At 66.9% G+C, this 23,440-nt stretch carries 27 protein-coding genes and 1 tRNA gene; 7 read left to right on the top strand and 21 right to left on the bottom strand.

The window, feature by feature from the left end:
- Positions 1-46: 46 nt before the first annotated feature.
- Together KKR91_RS02665 and KKR91_RS02660 are read left to right on the top strand one after the other, a co-directional pair.
- Positions 47-715: a bifunctional 4-hydroxy-2-oxoglutarate aldolase/2-dehydro-3-deoxy-phosphogluconate aldolase gene (locus tag KKR91_RS02665; RefSeq protein ID WP_210231753.1), complete on the top strand. Its 669-nt coding sequence runs from the start codon at positions 47-49 to the stop codon at positions 713-715.
- Positions 716-879: 164 nt separating this feature from the next.
- Entirely contained in the window at positions 880-1,341 is a 462-nt protein-coding gene (locus KKR91_RS02660; RefSeq protein WP_210231754.1) for a GatB/YqeY domain-containing protein, read from the top strand.
- Between the two features lie 4 nt (positions 1,342-1,345).
- Here the strand turns inward: KKR91_RS02660 and KKR91_RS02655 are convergent, their stop codons facing one another.
- The 3 genes from KKR91_RS02655 to KKR91_RS02645 all read right to left on the bottom strand — a co-directional run bounded on the left by KKR91_RS02655 (position 1,346) and on the right by KKR91_RS02645 (position 5,666).
- Complete coding sequence (locus KKR91_RS02655) at positions 1,346-1,987, bottom strand: aminoacyl-tRNA hydrolase (RefSeq protein WP_210231755.1); 642 nt, start codon at positions 1,985-1,987, stop codon at positions 1,346-1,348.
- A 35-nt stretch (positions 1,988-2,022) separates the two neighbouring features.
- Positions 2,023-5,076, bottom strand: a complete 3,054-nt coding sequence (locus tag KKR91_RS02650; RefSeq protein ID WP_210231756.1) for an alpha-mannosidase — start codon at positions 5,074-5,076, stop codon at positions 2,023-2,025.
- Between the two features lie 134 nt (positions 5,077-5,210).
- Positions 5,211-5,666: a hypothetical protein gene (locus tag KKR91_RS02645; protein ID WP_210231757.1), complete on the bottom strand. Its 456-nt coding sequence runs from the start codon at positions 5,664-5,666 to the stop codon at positions 5,211-5,213.
- Positions 5,667-5,764: 98 nt separating this feature from the next.
- Between KKR91_RS02645 and KKR91_RS02640 the strand changes: the two genes are divergently transcribed.
- A complete protein-coding gene (locus KKR91_RS02640; protein WP_210231758.1) occupies positions 5,765-6,211 on the top strand; it encodes a hypothetical protein in 447 nt (148 codons plus the stop codon).
- Positions 6,212-6,238: 27 nt separating this feature from the next.
- Here KKR91_RS02640 and KKR91_RS02635 read toward each other — a convergent pair whose 3' ends face one another.
- From KKR91_RS02635 to KKR91_RS02605, 7 genes are all read right to left on the bottom strand, one after another.
- Entirely contained in the window at positions 6,239-7,318 is a 1,080-nt protein-coding gene (locus tag KKR91_RS02635; protein ID WP_210231759.1) for a PLP-dependent cysteine synthase family protein, read from the bottom strand.
- Between the two features lie 5 nt (positions 7,319-7,323).
- Positions 7,324-8,274, bottom strand: a complete 951-nt coding sequence (gene sigJ, locus KKR91_RS02630; protein WP_210231760.1) for an RNA polymerase sigma factor SigJ — start codon at positions 8,272-8,274, stop codon at positions 7,324-7,326.
- Positions 8,211-9,368: an NAD(P)/FAD-dependent oxidoreductase gene (locus tag KKR91_RS02625; protein ID WP_210231761.1), complete on the bottom strand. Its 1,158-nt coding sequence runs from the start codon at positions 9,366-9,368 to the stop codon at positions 8,211-8,213. The genes sigJ and KKR91_RS02625 overlap by 64 nt, the downstream gene beginning before the upstream one ends.
- Before the next feature lie 184 nt (positions 9,369-9,552).
- Positions 9,553-9,858 (bottom strand): transcriptional regulator, encoded by a 306-nt coding sequence (locus tag KKR91_RS02620; RefSeq protein WP_210231762.1) that lies wholly within the window; start codon positions 9,856-9,858, stop codon positions 9,553-9,555.
- The gene (locus KKR91_RS02615) at positions 9,851-10,321 is read right to left on the bottom strand and encodes a hypothetical protein (protein ID WP_210231763.1); all 471 of its coding nucleotides are present in this window, start codon (positions 10,319-10,321) and stop codon (positions 9,851-9,853) included. The genes KKR91_RS02620 and KKR91_RS02615 overlap by 8 nt, the downstream gene beginning before the upstream one ends.
- An 85-nt stretch (positions 10,322-10,406) precedes the next feature.
- Positions 10,407-11,369 (bottom strand): patatin-like phospholipase family protein, encoded by a 963-nt coding sequence (locus KKR91_RS02610; protein ID WP_210231764.1) that lies wholly within the window; start codon positions 11,367-11,369, stop codon positions 10,407-10,409.
- 87 nt (positions 11,370-11,456) lie between these two features.
- Entirely contained in the window at positions 11,457-11,684 is a 228-nt protein-coding gene (locus tag KKR91_RS02605; RefSeq protein ID WP_210231765.1) for a hexameric tyrosine-coordinated heme protein, read from the bottom strand.
- A 186-nt stretch (positions 11,685-11,870) separates the two neighbouring features.
- Here KKR91_RS02605 and KKR91_RS02600 point away from each other — a divergent pair, with 186 nt between their 5' ends.
- Together KKR91_RS02600 and KKR91_RS02595 are read left to right on the top strand one after the other, a co-directional pair.
- A complete protein-coding gene (locus tag KKR91_RS02600) occupies positions 11,871-12,227 on the top strand; it encodes a YciI family protein (RefSeq protein WP_210231766.1) in 357 nt (118 codons plus the stop codon).
- Positions 12,228-12,334: 107 nt separating this feature from the next.
- Complete coding sequence (locus tag KKR91_RS02595) at positions 12,335-12,505, top strand: hypothetical protein (RefSeq protein ID WP_210231767.1); 171 nt, start codon at positions 12,335-12,337, stop codon at positions 12,503-12,505.
- A gap of 2 nt (positions 12,506-12,507) precedes the next feature.
- On the opposite strand, the gene KKR91_RS02590 is transcribed toward KKR91_RS02595, so the two are convergent.
- Together KKR91_RS02590 and gap are read right to left on the bottom strand one after the other, a co-directional pair.
- Entirely contained in the window at positions 12,508-12,906 is a 399-nt protein-coding gene (locus KKR91_RS02590) for a hypothetical protein (RefSeq protein WP_210231768.1), read from the bottom strand.
- A 122-nt stretch (positions 12,907-13,028) separates the two neighbouring features.
- A complete protein-coding gene (gene gap, locus KKR91_RS02585) occupies positions 13,029-14,036 on the bottom strand; it encodes a type I glyceraldehyde-3-phosphate dehydrogenase (protein ID WP_210231769.1) in 1,008 nt (335 codons plus the stop codon).
- Positions 14,037-14,136: 100 nt separating this feature from the next.
- On the opposite strand from gap, the gene KKR91_RS02580 reads away from it, so the two are divergent.
- On the top strand, positions 14,137-15,345 hold the full coding sequence (locus tag KKR91_RS02580; RefSeq protein ID WP_210231770.1) for an ROK family transcriptional regulator: 1,209 nt from the start codon (positions 14,137-14,139) through the stop codon (positions 15,343-15,345).
- 40 nt (positions 15,346-15,385) lie between these two features.
- Here KKR91_RS02580 and KKR91_RS02575 read toward each other — a convergent pair whose 3' ends face one another.
- The 7 genes from KKR91_RS02575 to KKR91_RS02545 all read right to left on the bottom strand — a co-directional run bounded on the left by KKR91_RS02575 (position 15,386) and on the right by KKR91_RS02545 (position 20,438).
- On the bottom strand, positions 15,386-15,796 hold the full coding sequence (locus tag KKR91_RS02575; RefSeq protein ID WP_210231771.1) for a VOC family protein: 411 nt from the start codon (positions 15,794-15,796) through the stop codon (positions 15,386-15,388).
- Between the two features lie 12 nt (positions 15,797-15,808).
- Entirely contained in the window at positions 15,809-16,267 is a 459-nt protein-coding gene (locus KKR91_RS02570; protein ID WP_210231772.1) for a helix-turn-helix transcriptional regulator, read from the bottom strand.
- Between the two features lie 290 nt (positions 16,268-16,557).
- A complete protein-coding gene (locus tag KKR91_RS02565; RefSeq protein ID WP_210231773.1) occupies positions 16,558-16,857 on the bottom strand; it encodes a hypothetical protein in 300 nt (99 codons plus the stop codon).
- 316 nt (positions 16,858-17,173) lie between these two features.
- Entirely contained in the window at positions 17,174-17,911 is a 738-nt protein-coding gene (locus tag KKR91_RS02560) for an NUDIX hydrolase (protein ID WP_210231774.1), read from the bottom strand.
- The gene (locus tag KKR91_RS02555; protein WP_210231775.1) at positions 17,911-19,017 is read right to left on the bottom strand and encodes an AAA family ATPase; all 1,107 of its coding nucleotides are present in this window, start codon (positions 19,015-19,017) and stop codon (positions 17,911-17,913) included. Before KKR91_RS02555 ends, KKR91_RS02560 begins: the two co-directional genes overlap by 1 nt.
- Positions 19,014-19,673 carry a nicotinamide riboside transporter PnuC gene (pnuC, locus tag KKR91_RS02550; protein WP_210231776.1) on the bottom strand — a complete coding sequence of 220 codons (660 nt, stop codon included), beginning with the start codon at positions 19,671-19,673 and terminating at the stop codon, positions 19,014-19,016. The genes KKR91_RS02555 and pnuC overlap by 4 nt, the downstream gene beginning before the upstream one ends.
- Positions 19,674-19,826: 153 nt before the next feature.
- Positions 19,827-20,438: a TetR-like C-terminal domain-containing protein gene (locus KKR91_RS02545; RefSeq protein ID WP_210231777.1), complete on the bottom strand. Its 612-nt coding sequence runs from the start codon at positions 20,436-20,438 to the stop codon at positions 19,827-19,829.
- Between the two features lie 126 nt (positions 20,439-20,564).
- Between KKR91_RS02545 and KKR91_RS02540 the strand changes: the two genes are divergently transcribed.
- Positions 20,565-21,542: a DUF5692 family protein gene (locus KKR91_RS02540; protein WP_210231778.1), complete on the top strand. Its 978-nt coding sequence runs from the start codon at positions 20,565-20,567 to the stop codon at positions 21,540-21,542.
- Positions 21,543-21,659: 117 nt separating this feature from the next.
- On the opposite strand, the gene KKR91_RS02535 is transcribed toward KKR91_RS02540, so the two are convergent.
- On the bottom strand, positions 21,660-23,039 hold the full coding sequence (locus KKR91_RS02535) for a cation:dicarboxylate symporter family transporter (RefSeq protein WP_210231779.1): 1,380 nt from the start codon (positions 23,037-23,039) through the stop codon (positions 21,660-21,662).
- A gap of 180 nt (positions 23,040-23,219) precedes the next feature.
- Positions 23,220-23,296: transfer RNA gene (locus tag KKR91_RS02530), tRNA-Thr, on the bottom strand.
- Between the last annotated feature and the right edge of the window lie 144 nt (positions 23,297-23,440).

The following is a 23,440-nucleotide window of genomic DNA, read 5'->3' as shown; positions in this document are numbered from 1 at the left end:
TTGTCCGGGAGCCGGAGCATTGCGGGCACGGTGATTGGAGTCAACGATGGCCATCCCAGCAGCCACCTCCGAATGGCGCCGGGTCCCCATGAGCAGCGCCCTGGTGCAGACGCGGATCATTGCCATCCTGCGGGCAGGAGACACATCCGGCTCGGATGCCGTGGTGGACACCCTGATCGGGAACGGAGTGCGCTGCCTTGGGCTGACGCTGACCACCCCCGGCGCCCTGTCAGCCGTCGAACGGCTGGCTTCCCGTGTGCCGGACGGGGTCGAAGTGGGACTCGGCACGGTCATGACTCCCGACCAGGTACACCGCGCGGCCGACGCCGGCGCGCGCTTCGTGATGGCGCCCAATGCCGCCGCCGATGTCATCCATACCGCCCGCAGTTGTGGGATCGCCAGCTATCCGGGCGCCATGACCCCCAGCGAGATCCATCTCGCCTGGCGGGCCGGAGCAACCGCGGTCAAGCTGTTCCCCGGCGGGATCCTCGGCACCAGGTACCTTGCCGCAGTCAGGGAGCCGCTGCCGGACATTCCCCTGATACCCACCGGGTCGGTGCGCTGCGGCGAAGCTGCCGATTGGCTCTCCGCCGGTGCCGCCGCCGTCGGGCTCGGCGGTGCCCTGCTCGGTGACGCCATGAACCCCGGCGGCGACCTGGCGGCTTTGGCCGAACGGACGCGCCGGGTCTGTGAAGCGGCCGCGCTCAGGACCTGAAAGCTGGACCGCCCGCAGCAGACCGGCAACCTTTTGTAAGCACTTTGCCGCCACACCGGGGCCGCAGCACCCGCCGGCCTGACCCGGAGTAGGACCGATCGGGTGTTTCCGCGAGATCATGGAAGAAACACGCCCCCAGGCTCGACAACAGGAAACGAGATTCCATGACACTCAAAGAACAGCTCCAGGCCGATGTGAAGGCCCACATGAAGGCCGGCAACCGCACCGCCCTCATGACGGTCCGTAATGTGCTCGGCGAAATCGAGACCCGGGAAAAGTCCGGCAAGACCCCGGTGGAGCTCGACGACGTGCAGGTCGTGGCGCTGCTGCAGAAGGAAGCGGCCAAGCGCCGGGACACGGCGGGTATCTACCGTGAGGCCGGCGAGGACGAGCGCAGTGCCGCCGAGGTCGCCGAGGCGGAAATCATCGAGGCCTACCTGCCCGAGCCGCTCACCCGTGCCGACGTGGAAGCCATCGTTGACGAGACCATCACGGAGCTGGCGGCGGACGGCACGGAACTGTCCATGCGCCAGATGGGCGCCGTCATGAAGCCCGTCACCGCCAAGGTGGCAGGCCGTTTCGATGGCAAGGCCGTCAGCGAGATCGTCCGCAGCCGCCTGGCCTGATCCGCTAAGCCTCCGGAGCCGCCACGAACGCGGTGGCGGTGTCCGGGGCAATCTCGGTCATGCCGGCGTCCACGATCAGCGGCCCGGCGCCCTCGGCAGCGGCCAGCGTGGCAAACTCCGTTCCGGGAGCCGGCCGGACACTGACCCGGCTGCCGGCCTCGCTCCAGGCATCCCGGTTCTCCTCGGAAAGGGTCAGGTACCAGGCCAGCAATGCGTGAGCGGCCTGCGCGCCGGCCTTGCCGGTGGACATCTCGAGGTCGGCGTTGATGATGATCACCGGCGCACCGGGGCTGCCCGGCACGGCGTCGTCGTCGGGCAGTTGGGTACCGGAGACCTGCAGCGCCCGGATTTTCCTGGGCATTTCCTCGTAGCTCACCGGTTCGAACGCGATGGCCCTGGCCCGGCCGACGGCGACGGTGCCCGACGGCGCGTGCCCGGCCAGCTTCGCGAAGGACTTCGGGCCGGCGCGGCGTACCGTCTTGGTGAACCGCCCATAGACCCAGTTCTCCCAGGCGGCGTCGTCGGTCCGGCGGGCATACGCGCTGACACTCGCGGCCGCAGCTGCGGCCACCGCATCCAGGTGGGCTGCCGGCTCTTCCTTGTCGACGAGCAGGACGATCGGCTGGACGGTGTCACTGGGTTGCATCCCTCTAGCTTTTCACGCCGCAGGGCGGGTCCCCGTCACCGAGGCCTCCGCCGGAACCGCAGGGTCAGGATTTCGAATGGCCGCAGCTCCAGCGACACCCCGCCCGCAGGTTCTCCCGTGCCGTCAGCCACGGCGTCGGAGGCCACCGGCCGTTCCAGCAGGTCGGTGGCGCTCACGCCGTCGTGCCCGAACGCCGGCCGCAGCACTGCCCTCGCCCGCCCGCCGTGGGCCTCGTACAGCCGCACGATCACGTCGCCGCTGCGGTCTTCGGCGAGCTTGACCGCTTCCACCACCACGGCCGGGTTGTCCACGTGCAGGACAGGTTCCACCGCAGTTGATGAGACGCCGGAGACCTGCCGCAGCGGAAGGTTCAACCGGTATCCCTCCCTCACCGCCTCGGCGATTCCCGCCCCCGGCCGGAGCGAGAACCGGAACCTGTGCGTGCCCTGGTCGGTTTCCGGATCCGGAAACAGCGGTCCGCGCAGCAGTGACAGACGGACCGTGGTGCAGATTCGCCCGTCGACCGCTTCCCGAAAGGTGTCGTGTCCGTAGGTGGAGTTGTTGGCTATGGCCACTCCATAGCCTGGTTCACCGACGTGGATCCACCGGTGGGCCACTGTCTCAAAGCGGGCGGCATCCCAGGACGTGTTGGCGTGGGTGGGACGGAAGATGTGGCCGAACTGGATTTCAGAAGCGGCACGGTCAGCGTGCACGGCCAGCGGAAAGGCCAGTTTGAGCAGTTTCTGCTGCTCGTGCCAGTCCACGTCAACCTCGATCTCCACCGCCCCGCCGTCGGGGCTGAGCGAAATCCGCTGCAGCAGGGAGGAGTTTCCGAAGGAGCGGGTGATCCGCAGGACGCGGCCAGCGCTGCCCGGTTCCAGGTCCATGGCGTCAGGCTGCATCAGGTCCTTGGAGCTGTAGCGGTAGTGCGCATCCAGGTCCCAGGCGTCCCACTGGTTGGGGGTATCGCGGAAAAGCTGGAACAGGTTGCCCGGCCGGTCGGGCAGGAAGACCTCCCGTCCGCCGGGAACCTCCGTGAGGGAGCGGAACAGGCCGGCGTCGTCCACCCTCAGCGACAGCTCGCCACTGGTGATCCGCCACCCGCCGCCCTCGCGTTCCCAGAGCCAGGGCGTTGGTGCGGGAACCGGCCCGGCGCCGGCCGCGGCGATCCCGGCCACCGGATACGGCCCGGCATTCAGCGCCGCCACCTGGCCGCCCGGCCCCAGCAGCGCCCGCGCCGAGTTCTCGATCAGCATCTGCAGCCCGGCGGCCACCTCTGCGTAGCGGCGCTCAGCTTCCTGGTGCACCCAGGCAATCGAGGTGCCGGGCAGGATGTCGTGGAACTGCTGGAGCAGCACAGTAGACCAGGCCTGTTCCAAGGCGTCGTACGGGTATTCGGTGCCTCCGGCGAGGGCCGCCGCCGCGGCCCACAGTTCCGCCTCGCGCAACAGATGTTCGCTGCGGCGGTTGCCCTGCTTCGTGTTGGCCTGGCTGGTGTAGGTGCCGCGGTGGAACTCCAGGTACAACTCGCCCGACCACACCTGCGGGTCGGCCAACTCCTCCTGGGCGGCGGCGAAGAACTGTTCCGGGGTGGAGAGCTTCACCTTCGGTGAGCCTTCCAGGGACGCCGTCCGGTGGGCGGCCGCCAGCATTTCCCGTGTAGGCCCGCCGCCGCCGTCGCCCCAGCCAAACGGCACCAGCGAGGTGTTGCCGAAGCCCTTTTCGGCGTACTGCCGCTGGGCGCGGGCCAGCTCCTGCCCGGACAGCTCGGCGTTGTAGGTGGCCACCGGAGGAAAGTGGGTGAACAGCCTGCTGCCGTCAATTCCTTCCCAGGAAAAGGTGGAATGGGGCATCGCGTTGGTGTCGTTCCAGGAGATTTTCTGGGTCAGGAACCAGCGGCAGCCTGCGGCCCGGGCGATCTGCGGCAGGGCCGCGGAGTAGCCAAACGAGTCCGGCAGCCACACCACTTCCGGTTCCACGCCGAAGTTCTCGGCAAAGAACCGCTGGCCGGCCACGAACTGCCGGGCCATCGCCTCCCCGCCGGGCATGTTGGTGTCCGCCTCCACCCACATTCCCCCGGTGGGTACAAACCTCCCCTCGCGCACCCGCTGCACCACCCGGGCGAAGAGCTCCGGGTAGTACTGCTTCAGCCAGGCGTACTGCTGGGCCGAGGACGCAGTGAAGATGAAGTCGGGGTCCTGCTCCATCAGCTCCAGCACGTTCGCGAAGGTCCGGGCGACCTTGCGCACCGTTTCCCGGACCGGCCAGAGCCAGGCGCTGTCGATGTGGGCATGCCCCACGGCGTGGATCCGGTGTGCGCTGGCGGCAGCGGGCTGGGCAAGCACCCCGGCCAGCTGTTCCCGTCCGGCTGCCGCCGTGCCGGAGACATCGGCGGGGTCGACGGCGGTGACGGCCCGTTCCATGGCGCGGAGGATTTCGTACCGGCGCGGCTGGTCCATCGGCAGTTCGTGCATGAGCCCGTTCAAGGTCCAAAAGTCCTGGGCCAGGTTCCAGGCCGTGGTGTCCAGCAGGGCCAGGTCGGCGGTCCGAAACACGTACAACGGCGCCCGCCCCGCCGTCGCCGGGTCGCCCATCGGAGTTGGCGCATAGGTGAAGCCGGTGATCAGGTTCGGGTTGGAGGCCGTTTCCACGTAGAACTCGAAGGTCTCCCCGGGGCCCTGCCCGAGCGGAACATGCAGGTTCCGGGGTTCCACGGCTTTGACGATGTCTCCGGCCGGCGTGTAGACCAGCGCCTCGGCTTCAAACCCCGGTCCATCCCCGCTGAACCCGAGGTCGAGCAGCAGTTCAGGCCGGTCGCCCTGCCCGGGGCCGGATTCCGGACCCGGCCACTCCCCCGGAACCGTCCCGGAAATGCGGAACCAGGTGGTCCCCCAGGGGGCTCCCCAGGGCTGGCCGGTGTCGAAGGTGCGGTATTCCTGCGCCCTGGCCTGGACAAAAGGAACAGGTTCCCCCGGCGCCTCCCAGACCTCGATCAGCGCCGCCCGGCGGTCCTTCCAGAGGTTCCCGCCGAGCCGTTCGCGGAGAAAACGGTTGATCCGCGCTTCGATGTGTTCACGGTTGTCGTGCACGCGGCACCTCTTTCGCCGTCCCGGACCGGTCACTCATGGTCCCACCCGGGGCGTGCACGCTCAAGGAGCGGTGCTGCTCGGAACGTCAGGCAGCGGCGGGGTTTTCCTCCGCTATGCCCGCCCGCCGTGACGCGTCAGCGTGTCGGCAGCCGGTCCGCCGGCAAGGCCAGTTCCCGGCTGAGGGCGGTGGTCATCTCGTTGACAAAGGCCTCGGTCTCGGCCGCGTTCCGGAAGCCGTAGGACACCTCACGCACCGCGTCCGCACGGGAGGCGGGGACGGGGTGGTATTTATCTGCTGCGAAGTTCCCGGGTTCGCTGACCGGTGCCACCAGCGGCCGGTGGTTCAGGTGCGGGAACTGGCGCAGCGTGGGGTCGATCCGCCATTGGGCCGTCTCAATCCAGAAGTGGTCGCCCATGCCGGAGCTTCCGCTGGCCACCCGGATATCCGCCAGCCCGGCACCGGCCAGCAGCCAGGCCAGGGTGAAGGACGCCGGGGCGCCCAGCCCGGAGGCGTAGGGAATATGGCCTTCCGCGACCGCCGCTGTCTGCTCTGCAAGGCGGGTGGCTTCCTGGAGGCTGAGTGTCTGCATGCTCCTATGATCCCAGCCTGCGGCCGAGAGTACCTATTTGGGGCTGGTTTGGGGCTTACAGGGGGCGCCGGCGCGGGTGGCGGCGGTACCGTTGAAGCATGAACGACCGCGACACGCACCAGCGGCACAGTTCCCATCCAGCCGCTGCCAGCCGATCTGTTCCGTCCGGGAAGGCCGCCCAGGCCCTGTGGCAGGCCATGGAGAAAGACGGCCTGTACACCATCACCGAAGCAGCGCTGCGTCTTGGCTTCGGTTACGGGCCCAATGCCCGCGCCAGCCGGCTGACGGGCAAGGGCAAAGTCCTGGCCGTGAAGCGCGGCGACAAGTTCCTGTATCCGGCGTTCCAGTTTGACGAGCCGGGCGGGCGTTTGCTTCCAGCGGTCAAGGACGTGATCCGGATGGGCCGCTCGGCGGGCTGGACGGATGAGCAGGTTGCCTTGTGGTTCTACGCCACCAACCGGAGCCTGCGCGGCAAACGGCCGGTCGAGGTCCGCGACGACGAGGAACAGCTGATCGGCACGGCCCAGAAGGACATGGCCGGCTGACGCCCTGAGGCTCCCGGGCAATACAACCTAGACCGGCCACCGGCCTGTGGCAAACAGTTCAGCGAGCGCCGCCGACGCCGGCTCCGGGTCCAGTCCGCGGGCGGCCAGCCAGTCATCGTCGCCGTAGGAGGCCGCATAGCGGTCCCCCGAATCGCACATCAGCGACACGATGCTTCCGGCGCGGCCTTCGGCTTCCATCTGCGCTGCCAGTTGCCACACGCCCCAGAGGTTGGTGCCCGTGGACGGACCGGCGTGCAGTCCGGAAATGGCGCGCAGGTGCCGCGCTGCGGCGACCGACGCGGCGTCGGGCACCTGGATCATGTGGTCGATAACGGCCGGCACGAAGCTGGGCTCCAGCCGCGGCCGGCCAATCCCCTCGATCCGGGACGGACCGCCCGCAGCGGGAACGCCGGGGGTGCGCCAGGCCGGGTAGAACGCCGAGTTCTCCGGGTCCACCACGGCCAGCCGGGTGGCATGCCGGTGGTAGCGGATGTACCGGCCAAGCGTGGCGGAGGTGCCGCCGGTGCCGGCTCCCACCACAATCCACTCCGGCACGGGGTTCTCCTCCAGCGCCAGCTGCCCGTAGATGGATTCGGCAATGTTGTTGTTGCCGCGCCAGTCGGTGGCCCGCTCCGCGTAGGTGAACTGGTCCATGTAGTGGCCGCCGGTGTCCCGGGCGATCTTCTCGGCGGCGGCATAGACCTGCGACGGGTCGTCCACGAAGTGGCAGGTGCCGTTGTACTGCTCGATCAGCGCGATCTTCTCCGCACTGGTTGTGCGCGGCATGACCGCAACGAAGGGCAGGTCCAGCAGCTGGGCGAAATAGGCTTCGGACACCGCGGTGGAGCCGGAGGAGGCCTCCACGATGGTCATGCCGCGGTTGATCCAGCCGTTCACCAGGCCAAAGAGGAACAGCGACCGGGCGAGGCGGTGCTTGAGGCTGCCGGTGCGGTGGGTGGACTCGTCCTTGAGGTACACCTTCACCGACCAGCCGGCGGGAACCGGGATCTGGAACAAATGGGTGTCGGCCGAGCGGGTGCTTTCCGCTTCGATCCGGCGGATGGCGTCCTCTGACCAGCGGCGGTCCTGCGCCTGGGAAATATTCACCCGGTTCAGCCTACAGGCGGCCCCTGCAGGTGAACGAGCTTGTCCGGGTTCCGCATCGAGTACACCCCGCTCACCCGGCCCCCGGCCAGGCTGACCTGGAAGACCGTGGTGATGGCTCCGTCCTCCCGGAAGGCCACCCCCGGCAGCCCGTTGAGTTCCAGGAATTCCGGCACCGCTCCGGCGGAGTACTTGGATGCCAGCCCCAGCATCAGCCGGGCCACCTTCTCGGGCCCGTGGACCGGCCGCAGGGCCGCAAGGGCCTTGCCGCCGCCATCGGAGAGCAGCACCACATCCGGGGCCAGCACATCCAGCAGGGCCTGGATCCGGCCGGTCAGCGTGGCTTCCAGGAAGCGTCCGACGACGGCGCGGTGCTCGGCGGCGTCGGGCACACTCCCGGGCGCTCCCGCCTGAACCCGCTCCCGGGCCCGGTGCACCAGCTGCCGCACGGCCGGCTGCCCGGCGTCCAGCGCTTCAGCGACTTCCGGATAGCCGAAGCCGAACACCTCGTGCAGGATGAAGGCCGCCCGTTCCGGGCCGCTCAATGCCTGCAGCACCACCAGCATGGCGGTGGAGACCTCGGCGGCGGTCAGGGCGGCGGTTTCCGGATCGACCGTGATGCCGGGCGTGGGGCCGGTTCCGGTGGGGAGCGGCTCGGGCAGCCACTCCCCCGGATACTCTTCCCGTCTCCGGGCGGTGGAGCGGACGGAGTTCAGCGCCTGCCGGGTGGCGATCCGCGCCAGATAGGCGCGCGGGTTGGCCACCGGCTCCCGCACCGCCCGCCAGCGCAGATAGGTTTCCTGCGTTATGTCCTCGGCGTCGGCCACGATCCCGGTGAGGTCGTAGGCGATGGAGAACACCATGCCGCGGTGCGCCAGGAAATCGGCGTCGCGGCTCAGTTCCACGCCGGCGCCTGCTGCTGCGCCGTCGCCGTCGTCCTGCGCGGGCCCTTGGGCCATGTATACGCTCCGCTCCGTTTGGCTTCGTTGCGGATCCAGCGCAGCGTCATCCGGCAGATGATTTCCTTCAGGACCGCCGCGGTCCGGCCATGCACGTGCAGGCGGACCGGGGTGTCATCCGCGGTGACAAACTGGACCATTCCATCGGTGCGGCCCAGACTAACGCACTGGCCGCCGAATCCGCTGTCGTGCCGGACTGCGGGAAGCGCATCCAGCGACCGGAGAATGTTCGTCGCCGCATCGGCACCCATGGGCATCGCCGCTGCGCAGCTCATCCGCAGGTAGGCGTAGTCGGCTCCCGCGATCACGGCCGCATCTCCGGCGCCGTAGATCCGCTCCTGTCCGGGGACCTGCAGGGTCGGGTCCACCAGCAGCCGGCCCGCGGCGTCGACCGGCAGGCCGCTGGCAGCTGCCAGTTCCGGCACCCCGAAGCCGGCGCACCAGAGCACGACGTCGGCGCCAAGGTGAGTGCGCGGGTCGCCCGACGCCGGCACCCGGGTTCCGGCGTGCAGCTCTACGCCCATGCGGCGCAGGCTCCGTTCCAGGCCCCGCCGGGCGCCCGCGCCCACCTGCGGCGCCGGGAGGCCCGCGGCATGCAGGCCCACGCTCAGGCCCGGGTAGCGGCGGGCCGTTTCGGACGCCGTTTCGATCGCGGTCAGTCCGCCGCCCACCACGGCAACGCGTCCCCCGGGAGGCAGCCCCGCCAGCGCCCGGCGGGCTTCGTCAGCGCCTTCGAACTGTTCGACGGCGTAGCTGCCTTCCGGAACCTTCCCGCGCCCGGAGCCGACGGCATACACCAGGTAGTCGTATTCCAGCCGTCGGCCGCCGGCCAGCTGCACGGTCCGGGTCCCGGCGTCGATCCGTTCCGCTGCGTCCCGCACCTGCCGCACGTCTGGATTCAGGACGGAGGCGAAGGAGACCGTGGGATCGTTCCGGGTTCCGGCGGCATACTCATGCAGCCGGATCCGTTCCACGAACCGTTCCCCTGGATTGACGAGGACGACGTCGAGCCCGCTCCGCCCCGTCGCTGCCAGCCGGTTGGCTGCCATCACTCCGGCGTATCCCCCGCCCACAATGACCACATTCGTCTTCATGACCTGCTCCTGTTCCGTCTGTGCCTTCCCGGCCGGCTGCCGGGTTGTACATAAGACACCGGCCGGGGCGGATTTGTGACAGGAGCTCGGTCCCGGGATCTTTAACTTTGTGCCGGGATCTTTGTGGCAGGGCACCGTGGGACGGACACATCGCTGCCGGAGCCAAGGCCGGGGAGATGTGCCGTCAGTCGACAGCGCCGGCTATCGCCCGCAGTGCGCCGACGTGCCCGTCGAAGGCTTCCCTGCCCTTTCGGGTGAGCCCCACCCAGGTCAGCCGCCGGGCGTCTTGCCGGTCAGCCGAGGCGGCCTTGTCCAGCCGGATGTAGCCGGCATCGGCCAGCGTCTTCAGATGTTTCGATAGCGTGGCATCCGATAATCCCAGCCCATCGCGGAGGACGGCAAAATCCATCTGGTTAACGGCCCGCAGCAGGCCGCAGATCCGCAGCCTGGTGGGAGCATGGATGAGGTCGTTGAACTGTGCCTCAGGCATGGCGCAGGCGCTCTAGTGCCGAGCGGTAGGCGACCAAGGCTAGCCAGGTCACGGCGCCAAAGGCGGCCAGGCTCGTGAATGCCACGGCCCACCCCGCGCCCAGCGACACCAAGCCGAGTGAGACAGAGAACAGCGTCAAACAGACCACGAGTATCGCCACCATGGCCATGGCAGCCCCTGGCCCCATGCGCTGGAAACGGATTCCGGTTTCACGGTTCATGAGATGGGTGATGATCAGCACGGCCACCAGCGCCAGCCATCCGGAGGTCGGCGGTTCGTAGTTTTCCCCCGGGCTGGCCGCCGCAGCACCGGCCACCCACCACGCGGCGACGCCGCCGTAGGCAGCCAGCAGCACCCGCGGAACCCGCGTGCCGTCGGCCAAAGTGCGGCGGTCACCGGACATTTCACTCAGCCGAGCAGCTGCCTCGTCCGCGGAGGGCAAGCCCCGAAAGTCGTTTTCCATAGCGGCAAGCCTAAAGGTTACTTTCCATCGTGGCAAGGAACCTAGGCAAGATTCGGGACCCGCGCCGCCGTCGGGGAAGAAGTCCCTACTTTTCCTGCAGCAGCCCCGCCAGCCGGTTCATCTCCGCGGACGTGTCCAGAACCATCTTTTCTGCGCTGGCGACGAGCCCCAGGATGTTCTTGGCTCCGGCGTCGTTGGAGGCATGGTTGGTCCCGGGCAGCAGCCGTGCCTGGATCCGCACATAATTGGAGTCCAGCATCTGCCGCAGGTTTTCCCGCATGAGCTGGCCGGGCCCGCCGAAGACCATGGCAAAGTCCTGCTCCAGCGCCTGCAAATCGGCCGTGTCCTTGGTCTGCTCAGCGTTCAGCAGCAGGCCGATGGACGCCCCGGAAGTACCGGTTCCCAGCGAGACCAGCAGCGCGCCCTCGTCGTACCGCGGCATCGAAAGCCCCAAGGTGTAAGCCACCAGGGCCGGATCGTCGGCGGCCAGCCCGCCGTCCACCAGCTCGCGGACCTGCCCGCCCGGATCGGTGTAGGTCACTGCGGGGAAGAACCGCGGCAGCGAGCCCGTGGCGCGGGCGGCGAGCGCCATGGGCGCATCGCCGAGCTGGGACTGGTCCAGACCCCCGCCGGCGAAGTGCAGGGCCTGGGTATGGGCCATGTCGCAGGTCGTCACCGCCACAGGCAGGACGGCTTCCGAGAGCTTGGCGTCACCAAGGACCTCGGTCAGGAACTGCTGCAGGGGGTGCGCCGAGTACATTGCGCCGCCGGGCGGAATGGCCGCCAGGTTGGGCATGGCCTGCCGGCGCGGGAAGATCGCCTTTGCGCTCTCAAAGTTCAGGTGCCGCAGGTCCCGGGCGCCGTAGGGCACGCCGCCGTCGCGGGGACAGGTCAGCGCCAGAGCAATCATTCCTCCGACGGACGTACCGACAATCAGGTCAAAGAGCTCGGCGGTCCTGCGGCCTGTCCGCCGTTCCAGGTGCATCAGCCAGATGATCGGAATGATGCCGCGGACACCGCCGCCGTCGATGGAAAGTATGCGCAACATGCGGTCTCCTGTGTGGCGAAGTGTCCCCCGCTCCGGGCCTGCTGGTTCCTGGCGCTGCGGAGGGTCGAGGCGCCCGGCGCACTGGTTCTAACGCCAGTAGTTGTTGGCAGCGGCAACCGTGGCGAACTCCGTGGCCACCACCTGTGAGGCAGCGATCAGGCCGTCCGGGCTGTTGGCATAGGCGTCGCGGACAATCGTTTGGACATGCTCGTCGGGCTGGATGGCGAACGACGTCTGCAACGCGAGGCTGATCGCCAGCCGCCGGCCCTCCTCCGGGGTACCGCAGATGAGCGAGTTGCCTGGAACCAGGTCCATGGTGTGGTCCTCTCCTGGAGTGCGGCGAGTACGGTGCCGCCTGGATCATTGTGGCTGCGGCGGCACCGGGAGACAAGGGCGGAGCGCGGACAACGCGCATCCAGGCGCGACGTAGGGCAACGGCACGATCCCGGGGGTCCAATAGTGCTGGGGGCGGGTATCCTGCTGGCAACCAAGGAGGCCGTCATGGATGAGTTTGTGATCCTGCTGCCCGACGACGAGGCGGCTTGGGAGCGCCTTGGCCCGGCCGGGCAGGAAGCGGTGTACGAGCAGCACCGTGAATTCGCCCGGCGTCTCGAGGAAGGCGGACATGTCCTGGCCGGGGGCGCCGAACTGGATCCGCCCCGGACAGCCAAGACCGTCCGGCGGGTGGCCGGCCGGACCATCGTCAGCGACGGCCCGCCGACCGACGCCGCCGAGCAGCTCAGCGGTTTCTACCTGGTTCAGACAGCGGATCCCGAGGGACTGGTGCAGGCATGCTCGCTGCTCGCCGCCGGCTCGCCTGTCGAGATCCGCCGTGTTGCCCGGCACGATACCGACTGACGAAGAGCCTGCGGGAACGAAGGGACGCTGATGATCCTCACTGATTTCCCGCGGGATCTGCTCATGACCGGGGCGATCTTCGGTGTTGCCGCGTTTGCCTGGACCGGGTGGGCACCGGAATCCTGCTCACCGCAGCCGCGGTGGTCTCCGGCGTTGTTCCGGACCGCGCCGTGGCGCGCAGCTTCTGGTGCGGCCTGCTCGGCGGCGGGACGCTGCTGGTCGTCGGGTGGGTCTGCGCGGCGGCCGGTTTCGAGGCCGTGTACTTTTCGAGGGCCTGAGCCTAGGGGCGGAAGCGCCTCGCCAGAAGCAGGAGCAACACTGTTCCGGCGGCCGAACCCAGCAGAATCAGCACAAGGCCGATGACGGCGAGCCCTGAGTCATCACCCCTGGCACTCAGCGCGAATCCGCCGGCAATACCACCGCTCACCGCCGGAACAATGGCAGCTGCCGGCACAAAACGCCTCGCGGCGACCACCAGAATCCCCGCCGAAAGCACAAACCCTGCCACCTGCCACCACGAGTACGGTCCGCTCAGGCTCCCGGTTACGGGATCGACGTCATACTCCGTATCCCAGCCCAGCCAGGCACACCAGAGCCCTAGGGCCGCCGCGGCCACCAACACGAAATACGCTATCGTCTGGGCGGCCCCGGGTCGGTCAGTGGTACGGCTGGAGGTCATGGCTTTATCGTGCCACGGTTTCCGTAAACGACAACGGCGCCGCCCGGACCGTGGAAGCGGTCCGGCGCGGCGCCGTCGTGCGTTGTTCTGTCCTCATCCCCCTCTGTGGAGGGAGCCTTGCCTTACAGCTTGGAGGCAACCAGGCCGGTGAGGTCCACCAGGCGGTTGGAGTAGCCCCACTCGTTGTCGTACCAGCCGACGATCTTGACCTGGTTGCCCATGACGCGGGTCAGCCCGGAGTCGAAGATGCAGGAGGACGGGTCACCCACGATGTCCGAGGACACGATCGGATCCTCGGTGTAGGTGAGGATGCCGGCCCAGCGCGGGTCCTGTGCAGCCTTGGCGTAGGCGGCGTTGATCTCCTCGATGGTGGCTTCCTTTTCCAGGGTCACCGTCAGGTCGGTCACGGAACCGGTGGGGACCGGGACGCGGATGGCGAAGCCGTCCAGCTTGCCCTTCAGCTCCGGCAGGACCAGGCCGATGGCCTTGGCGGCACCGGTGGAGGTGGGAACCATGTTCACCGCGGCGGCGCGGGCACGGCGCAGGTCGCTGTGCGGGCCGTCCTGCAGATTCTGGTCCGCCGTGTAGGCGTGCACCGTGGTCATGAGGCCCTTTTCAATGCCGAAGGCATCGTTGAGGACCTTGGCCAGCGGACCCAGGCAGTTGGTGGTGCAGGAAGCGTTGGAGATGACGTCGTGCTTCTCGGCGTCGTAATCGCCGTCGTTCACGCCCATGACCACGGTGAACGCGTCACCCTTGGCCGGTGCGGAGATCAGGACCTTCTTGGCGCCGGCGGTGATGTGCTTGCGGGCATCCTCGGCCTTGGTGAAGAAACCGGTGGACTCGATGACAATGTCAACGTCCATTTCGGCCCAGGGCAGGTTGGCCGGATCGCGCTCGGCGAGGACGCGGATGTTGCGTCCGCCGACTACCAGGTTGCCTTCTTCGACGGAGACCTTCTCGCCCAGGCGGCCGGCAACGGAGTCGTACTTGAGCAGGTGGGCGAGCTGGGCGGGGTCGCCGAGGTCGTTGACTGCGACAACCTCGAAGCCTTCGCCGTGCTCCAGTGCTGCTCGCAGGAAGTTGCGGCCAATGCGACCAAAACCGTTAATACCGACGCGTACCGTCATGAGGGCCTCCTCAGGCTCGATAAGATTAAATTTAGAGACTAAATTTATTACCTCCTATAATTATGCTGTTATCGCCGCCACACGTCAAAAAAGGCCAATCATGGACGCCACCACCAGCACCCCGCAGCTCCTGCGCCGCACCAATCTGCGAGCCGTGCTCGAGGTGCTCCGCGCCGTTCCCTCCGCTACCGGAACCGACCTCATTACTGCCACCGGCCTGACCCGCGCCACCGTAATCGCGCTGTGCGATGACCTAATCGCCCGCGGCTGGGCGATCGAGCGGGAATCTCCCCGGGTCGGCGGGCAGAAGGGCCGTCCCGCCCGCCGCTTTGAGTTCAACTCAGCCGCCGGATATGTCCTGGGGCTCGACGTCGGGATCGCCACCGTCCGCGTGCTGGTCGCGGACCTCTCCGGCGCCGTCGTCGGCGGGTCCGAGGCGCCCTTCCCGCGTCACGGCGGTGAACCGGATCAGCGGCGCCGCGTGCTCACCGCAGCCGTGGACGCGGCCTTGGCCGACGCCGGCACCACCGCGTCCGCCGTGCTGTGCGTGGGGATGGGCGTTGCCGCCCAGGTCTCCGGGGATGGCGCCATAACCCCCGGACAGGAGGTGGCGCCGATGTTTGACCTGGGCCTGCAGAAGGAATTCGGCGACGGACACGGCTGGCCGCTGCTGGTGGAAAACGACGCCAAGCTCGCCGCCCTGGCCGAGCGGTGGCGCGGCGTGGGCGCCGGCGAGAAGAACCTGGCGGTGATCCTGGCCGGCGAGCGCCTGGGCAGCGGCATCATTGAATCCGGCCGCCTGCTGCACGGCGCGTCCGGCGGCGCCGGCGCCATGGACGCCCTGGCACTGATTGCCGGAGTGGGCAACGAGGACGGCATTGCCAAGCTGGCCCGGTTGTGGGGCAGCGCGGCGTTGAAGGACGGGCACGACGGCGGCATCCGGGCCTTGGTGGGCCCGGACACCGACCGCGCCTCGGCCCGGCTGGTGTTTGAGGCCGCAGCGGCGGGCGACCCGGTGGCCGGGGAAATCCTGGACCGGATTGCCCGGCGGATGGCCCGTGTGCTGGCCCTGGTCTCGTCGTTCTTCGATCCGCGGCTGATCGTGATCGGCGGCGCCGTCGCAGCCTCCGCCACCGCGCTCCTGCCGGTGATGACCGCGGAACTGGCGAACTACGTGAGCGAGCCGCCGCGGATCGCCGTGTCGGATATGGGCAAGATGCTGGTGCCCACCGGCGCCGTGCGGCTGGCCCTGGACTATGTGGAGGACCATATGCTGGAACTGGTTCCGGAGCTGCGCCGGCCTGTTTAGCTGCCGGGCGGTTTAGCCCCGGCCAGGCAGCGCCAGCGGCTCAGGGCATCTCCTGGATCCGCAGCAGGTTGCCCGCCGGATCCCGGAAGGCGCAGTCGCGCATCCCCCAGTCCTGCTGCATCGGCTCCTGGACCACTTCGGCGCCGGCGCCCACCACCCGTTCGAAGGTCTCATCCAGATCCGGGGTGGCGAACACCATGCCGCTGTAGGTGCCCTTGGCCATCATCTCGGCGATGGTCCGGCGTTCCTCATCGGTGACCCCCGGGTCAGCCGCCGGCGGCTGAAGCACGATCGTCGTCGTCGGCTGTTCCGGAGGTCCCACCGAGATCCAGCGCATGCCGCCGTAGCCGACGTCGTTCCGGACCTCGAAGCCGAGCACGTCCCGGTAGAAGGCCAGCGAAGCATCCGGGTCGGAGTGTGGAAGGAAAACGGAGTTGATCGTGATGTCCATGGCTCTTCATCCTTACTGCGGCTTCTGCGGCCGCCGTTGATGTTTCCTGATCGGCCGCGCCGCCTGTTTGACGACGCAGGACGGCAGCCCGGCGAGCGCACCGGCTGCCTGCCGCCGATACTCCGCCGGCGGCATCCCCACCAATTCGGTAAACCGGGTACTGAAGGTGCCCAACGACGAGCAGCCGACGGCGAAACACACCTCCAGCACGCTGAGGTCCCCGCGGCGCAGCAGTGTCATCGCCCGTTCAATCCGCCGGGTCATCAGGTAGGCGTACGGTGATTCCCCGTACGCCATCCGGAACTGCCGGCTGAGATGGCCGGCAGAGATGAACTCGCCCCGGGCCAGCGCTGCTACATCCAGCGGACGCGCGAACTCGCGGTCGATCCGGTCGCGCACGCGGCGCATCCGGGTCAGGTCATCCAGCCGCTGCGGTTGCTGTACCGCCTCGGCGGTTCCTGCCGCGCCCATATGGCTGCTCCTCGTGCCGGTGTCCTTCTGGCATCCTTCGCCTTTGACGTCCTTTGGCGGCCGATGTCTTTAGTGGATATGCCCCCACGCTAGTGACGTTCCCGGGCCGTGCGCTTCTTGATTCCTGACCGATCCATCGGTGCCTTTTTGTTATGGTTCCACACCACAGGCGGACGGGCACCCCCTCCCCAAAGGACTGGTACCACCGCTCTGGGTCAGGAACAGTTCGCCGCCGGGCACCATCCGTACGGCAAAGGACTGGTCCGAAACCAGCAGACACTGATCCCCGGCTAACTCTGGGCGGTTGAGGCGTAGAGCGTGCAGGACGTGTCGAAGTACTGCTGCATCACCTCCGGGTTTCCGGCTGCTGCCGGGGCCACGAAAAAGCCCAGGAAGTCATCGGGATTTGGATAAGCCAACTGCCCTGCGGGCGTGTGGACGTAGCCGGAAATGTGCTCGATTGCGAGGGCGCGGGGTTCCGGGCCCGAGGCACCGCTGGGGTCCAGATAGACATCCATCCACGAACACAGCCAGTAGTTGCCCGCCATCCCCTGGTAAAGGTCCTCTTCCACCGTCAACACAGGCGGCAAGTCCGGATTGATTCCCGATATGTCCGGGGGCTCGGCCGGCCAATCAACCCCGGCCGGCAGAGGTTTGGGAAATGCCGCAGTAACGTCCGGCCAGGGCACCTCTTCGACGATCACACGGGCGGGCGCCGCGAGGGTAGGTGCGGGGCGGGTCAGCTCGGGAGACGCGGGCGGAAGGTTTGCGGCCGTATCCGCAGCGCAGCCGGTGAGGAGGGCAGCACCCGCAGCAACAACAAGGGCAGGCGCCAGGCGCCTGCCTGCCCGTCCGCCGGACGGCGTGAAAAGCGGCCAACTGCGGTTATGGATCCACGAGTGTAACTCACTTGGCCGGCCGGATCAGCGGCGGGCTCAGGTACTCGTCCCGGACAGTGAACACCGCAGCCGGGGCGCCCTTGCCGTGGGTGACCTTGCGTCCGCTGTCCTGCAGCGCCCCGGTCATTTTGCGGGTGAAGTTCCCGGCGTCGAGCCTGGTGGTGTTCCAGACCGCCTGATAGACGCGGCGGAGCTGGTTCAACGTGAATTCCTCCGGCAGAAGCCGTGCCGCAGTGAGCGTGTACTCGATCTTGCCAGCCAGCCGGCCCAGCGCGGCGGCAAGGATCTCCCGATGGTCGAACGCCAGGTCCCCGTCGGCAAGAACGTTGTATACGGGCAGCCACTCGGCCGCGGCGGCATCGCTCCCCCTGGCCAGGTCCGGCAGGGTCCGCCCGTCGGTGGCCAGCAGGGCCAGATGGGCAACTGACACCACCCGCATACGGGGGTCCCGCTTCGGCGAGCTGAAGGTGGCCAACTGCTCAACGTGGGCGCGGTGTTCGCCCAGATCCAGCCCGGTCTCCTCTTCCAGTTCACGCCAGGCAGCCGTCAGTGCATCTTCGTCCGGCAAGACAAACCCTCCGGGCAGCGCCAGGGCATCCTTGAAGGGGTGGTTCCCGCGGCGGACGAACGCCGCGTTCAGGGTGCTGCCGGTGACTGCGAAGACCACCAGGTCAACGGCCAGCGCAACGGACGGATATTCCCGGGGGACGTAGTCCTTGAGGAACCGTTCTTCTTCAGCGGACATCAGCTTCCTGCCAGTACGGTTCGGGTTGCCCAGGGCGGGGAGATGAACTGCTCCCTGTCGGCAATGATCAAGTCAACGATCTCAGTTGCCGTGGCCAGCCGCTCGGCGTGGTTGCCGGAAACGAGGATCCAGGACGCGCCCGCCGCGGTGAGTTCTTCCTTGAACCATTCGGTCATCTCCTCCCGCGGATGTTCCGCCTCGCGCCAGCCGTCGTCCTCGAACGGCACCCCCTCATGATCGGTAATCAGGTAGAGGTCGCGGCGCGGGATCCGGTCCACGGCCAGGTACGAGCCGTAGCTCTGCTCGCCGATGTAGACCCGTTCGAAGAGCGCGGTGGTGACGACGTCCGTATCCGCAATCACCAGCGGACACCGTTCCGCTGCCTCGTTCTCCAACCGGTTCTGCCGTTCACCAATGACGGCAAAATCCGCCGCAGTCCACACCATGCCGGACAGGACGGCATCGGGATTTTCGGCCTGCGCCGCCGCGAACTTGTCATAGGTGAACTGGCGGCCGTATTCCGGCACATCCGCGAGCTCCGGGTAGCGTGGCCGGTAGTGCCGTGTCAGGGCCGTGGCCAGGGTAGTGGTTCCCGTGGACTGCGCACCCACCACGATGATCCGCACGGCCAGGTCCTGCCGCGCCGGCGCAATGATGCTGGGCCAGGCCGCACGGAGGTCGTCACGGCACAGGGTGCCGCTGACCGGGTTGTCCGTGCGGTTCCGATCGACCATGACGTGGGCAGCCCCGAAGTCCTCCGCCAGCTGCCAGCCGTAGTCCTCCGAACTGAACACGGCGTCCACTGCCATGATGCCCTTCATCTTCAAGGCCATGCGCAGCACCTCGTTATGCGCCTTCCAGATGGCCCGGGAGGCGTAGTCCACCGGGCAGTCATCCGGCATTCCGATGACGGTGACATTGGTTCCCTCAAACTCGGCGGCCAGCCACTTCACGCGGTCGTTGAGGCCGATACTCTCGAACCGGCTGCCCAGGACAACAACTGCGAGCCGGTCGGACTGCTCCGCCGCCTGCGTGATGAGGTGCCGGTGGCCGGCATGAGGCGGGTAGAACTTGCCGATGACCACCCCCTGGCCGAAGCGGTTCATGCCGCCACTACTCCTGCTTCGGCGCCCTGCACGGTTGCCTGCCGGGTCCGCCTCCAACCCACCAGGCCGTAGACGCAGAGGGCCGTGAATCCGATATACAGGATGGCGGTGAGGTTAAGGCCGCGGGAGAAATAGAGCGGGATGCTGACCAGGTCGATCACAATCCATACGTACCAGTGCTGGAAGATCTTCCGGGCCTGCCAATACGTGGCCAGGAGCGAGGCGGCCAGGACAAACGCGTCCGGCCAGGGGACCACGGAATCGGTGCCGTGCGTGAGGATCATGGCAACGCCAATGGTGGCTAGCACGACGGCGCCGAGGCCGCCGGCCATTTCCATCCTGCTCCCGTCGCGGATAGGCAATCCGCCCTTCCCCACGATGGTTTTGGCGCCCCGGACCCAGTTGTACCAGCCATAGACGGACACGGCGGCGAAGATGGCCTGAAGTACGGTCTCCCCGTACAGCCCGGCGCCGAAGAACAGGATCATGAACGCCACATTGTTCACGATGCCAACCGGCCAGTTCCAGGCCTTCTGCCGGGCGACGCCGTACACACAGGCTGCGCCGGTAACAAAACCGATCACTTCAATCCAGCTGACCGGTGCTCCGAGCAGCGTTGCTGCCGGGGAGTTCATCCAATCCAGTACTGCGTCCATGTCGCGCTCCTGATTTATTGTCACTCTGACAATAAAGAGCCTAGGGCAGTGTGATGAAAATGACCAGCCCTCATCAGTGGTGGATAACAGGGCGATTTCGGGTACCTTCACATCCACCGCGCTCTGCCGCGCTGCTTGCTCACCCCGCGCAGCTCACCGCGGCCGGTGCACGCCCTGCGGCGCGGCACGTGCATCAAGCCGGCGCACCGACTCCCGCACGGCGCCGTGCAGCATGATCTCCAGATCGCCCACCACGCGGTAGGGGTGTTCGACCATGCCGTTCTCGACCCATCTCAGCACCACGGCAAGCACGGCCGAGGTGTAGAAGTCGACCACCAGCACCCGGTCCCGGGGATCCGCCGGCCGGCCGCCGTCCTGGTCCACCACGGCCTCGGTGATGGGGCGCATCTGCCTGAACAGGAAACGCTCCAGTCCGGGCTGTCCCACCCCGTTGAGCACCCCGAGCGTCGATCCACGGTTCTTTCGCATGTAGAGCATCAGCCGCACCAGTCCATCTGCCCAGCCCACCTCCGCCGCGAAAGCGCGGACCTGCCGGGCCACCTCTGTCTCGAACACCCAGACGGCAAGCTGCCGCACATCCGGGAAATGGTAATAGAACGCCTGCCGCGTCAGCCCGCAGTCCCGCACCAGTTCGGTGACTGTCACCTTATCGAGCGGCTGGGAGCGCAGCCGGGCCTTGAGTGCGGCTGCGAGAGCCGCTCTTGCATCCGTAGAACGCTTCGCCGGAGGGACCTCATCGGTCATGTCTGAAGGTAACACCGGGCCTGACTGGACACATCGCACCACCTGTCTAATGACCCGGGGCGCTGGCGTTTTTACCTTTAATCCGAAGGCATTAATTCCACCGGGCTGCTAAGGAAAGGTCCCGAGATGTTCTTGTACGAATCGATTCCCTGGTATTCCTGGGCGATGTTCGGCGTCGTCCTGGTTGCCCTCATTGCGCTTAACGAAGTGACGCGACGCTGGAAGTGGGCCGGTCTGGCCATCTTCGTGGCGCTACCCATCCTCCTGACCGTGTTCGTGTGGCCCACGACGGCCGGAGAAGGATCGTCCACAGGAACGTGGTTCCACTGGGTGAAGGTGTACTCGGCACTCCTCGGGTGCCTGGGCTTCATGCTCATCCGGTACGTCCCGCGCTTGGCGAAGAACCGCTGGATGCTGATGTTCCCTGCACTGATCCTTGCGATCAACATCGCCGAGGCGGTCATCCGAGACTTTGAGGTGGCGGGCCTGCAGGGCATGCACGACGGCGTTTTCATGGTCGGCGGTCCATGGAACTACATGAACGCCATCGCTGGCATCCTGAACCTCCTCACCATCTGCGGCTGGACGGGCATCATCGTCTCTCGCGACAAGTCGAAGGACATGATCTGGCCGGACATGATGTGGTTCTGGATCATCGCGTACGACCTGTGGAACTTCGCCTACGTCTACAACTGCGTCGGTGACCACTCGTTCTACGCCGGTGCCGCACTGCTCATCTCCTGCACCATCCCCGCGTTCTTCATCAAGAAGGGTGCGTGGCTGCAGCACCGCGCCCACACCCTGGCGCTGTGGATGATGTTCACGATGGCGGTCCCGACGTTCGTAAGCACGTCTCCGTTCGCCGTCGAGTCCTCGCACAACCCGACCGCACTGTTCATCGTGTCTGCCATCTCGCTGGCGGCCAACATCGCCGTCGCGGTTTACCAGGTGTTCACCATCCTCAACCGGCACCGCAACCCGCTGCGCGACGAGCTGTACACCTACCTGCCTCAGTACCAGGAGGTGCGCGACGCGAACCTCCCCGACGAGTCCCCGGCTGCCCTGCCTGGGTCCCCGGGAACGGGCCGACCGGTCACCGTCTGACTCCGCCGCCGCCGCTCCGGCCGGTGGCGCCTCGAACACCACGCGCCGTGGTCGAGCCTCACGTGCTCGGCCACGGCGTTGTGGTTGGAATGCTCATCAACGGCTGCACTCCGGTGGCTAACCCTGGAGCCTGATGGTGGTGGGTGCCTTGGAATCCTGCGCAGGCCCGGCGGCCGGTTCCGGCAGCAGCGTGACGGCCGGCGCGGGGCCGTCCGCCGTCGCTGCGTGCCCGGCGAAGGCATCCAGCATCGCCTGCCGGTCGAACTGGCCTTCCCACTTGGCCACCACGAAGGTGGCCACACAGTTGCCCATCAGGTTGACGACCACCCGCATGGAATCCATCAGACGATCAGCGCCGAGCAGGAGGGCAACTCCGGCAACGGGGAACAATCCGAGGGCCGCCGCCGTGGCCGACAGAGCCAGAAAAGATGACCCGGGAACCCCTGCCATGCCCTTGGACGTGAGCAGCAGGATGCCCAGGGCACCCAGTTGCTGCTCGAAGCTCAGATCAATGTTGAATGCTTGGGCGAGGAAGACCACTGAGATGGACAAATAGATAGCTGCGCCGTCCAGATTGAACGAGTATCCGGTGGGAATGACCAGGCCGGTTGTTGCACGGGAACACCCGGCGTTGGTCAGTTTGGTCATGATTCGGGGCATCACGGATTCGGTTGAAGCAGTTCCGAGCGCCAGCAGGAACTCTTCGCGGGTGTACTTGATGAACTGCCACAACGGAACGCCTGCGAAAACTCGGGCAATCACGAACAGAATGCCGATGAACAGCAGTGCTGCGCCGTAGCAGGCGGCGATCAGTTTGGCATAGGTCCCGAGAGTTGCCAGACCATACTGGCCGATAATGAAAGCCATGGCGCCGAAGGCGCCAATCGGTGCCAGCCGCATAATCCAAGACATGACCTTGAAAATGATTTCAAGCGTCGCTTCCATCACTTTAAGAACCGGTTCACACGTCTCGCGCCCTATCACCACGGCGGCTGCGCCGAAGAATACGGCGAAGAAAAGCACCTGCAGCAGTGAATTCGACGCAAACGCGTCTATGACACTCACCGGGATGATGTTGAGGATAAATTCCGTAGGCGATGCCACCTCAGCAGAGGTTTTCGAATCCAGGGCAGAGGTGTCCAAGGTGCCGGGGTCGATGTTCAGCCCGGCGCCGGGACGCACCACGTTGCCTACCACCATGCCAAACAGCAGGGCGAAACTGGACGCGGCAAGAAAGTATGCGAGGGCTTTGACCCCCACCCGGCCCACGGCGTTCACGTCACTGATATGGGCTATGCCGGTCACAATGACAAGGAAAATCAGCGGGGCAATGATCATCTTGATGAGCCGGATAAAACCGTCGCCCAGCACCTTGAACGCCGCGCCTACCTCAGGCCAGACGTAGCCCACGACAATTCCGAGTACCACCGCGACAAGCAATTGCACGAACAATGATTTGTAGAACCTGGGGCGCTGGGGCGTTGTTTGCTCGGTCATGACAACACATTAGGAAGTGGTGGTTTCCCCTGTGTTTCCGGCGTGCAACACCTGGATGCATGTTTGAGCAGATCATGCTCTGTGAGAGGGATGAGGAAAGGTGGGCCGGGCAAGCATGTAACTCGCCCCCATAGAAAAACCCCTCCTGGTGGGCGTTATGCCTGAGCAGGAGGGGTTTCGTGGAGCCCCCTGCCGGATTCGAACCGGCGACCCCCTGTTTACAAGACAGGTGCTCTGGCCAGCTGAGCTAAGGGGGCGGTACCGGCCAAGCCGGCTGCGCGCCGTCGTCGTGCGCCAAAAAAACAAAACACGGCAACTGCGCTAGTCAAGGTTAACCCAGAGCGCCCGTTCCCGCGAAACCCAAACGGGTTGCACGCAGAACGGGCGCTGCCGGCGAAGCC

Origin of the sequence: Arthrobacter jiangjiafuii (assembly GCF_018622995.1) — a bacterium.
Taxonomy (GTDB): Bacteria; Actinomycetota; Actinomycetes; order Actinomycetales; family Micrococcaceae; genus Arthrobacter_B; species Arthrobacter_B jiangjiafuii.
The sequence above is the reverse complement of the archived record's forward strand: the minus strand, read 5'-3'. Positions and strand labels throughout refer to the sequence as shown.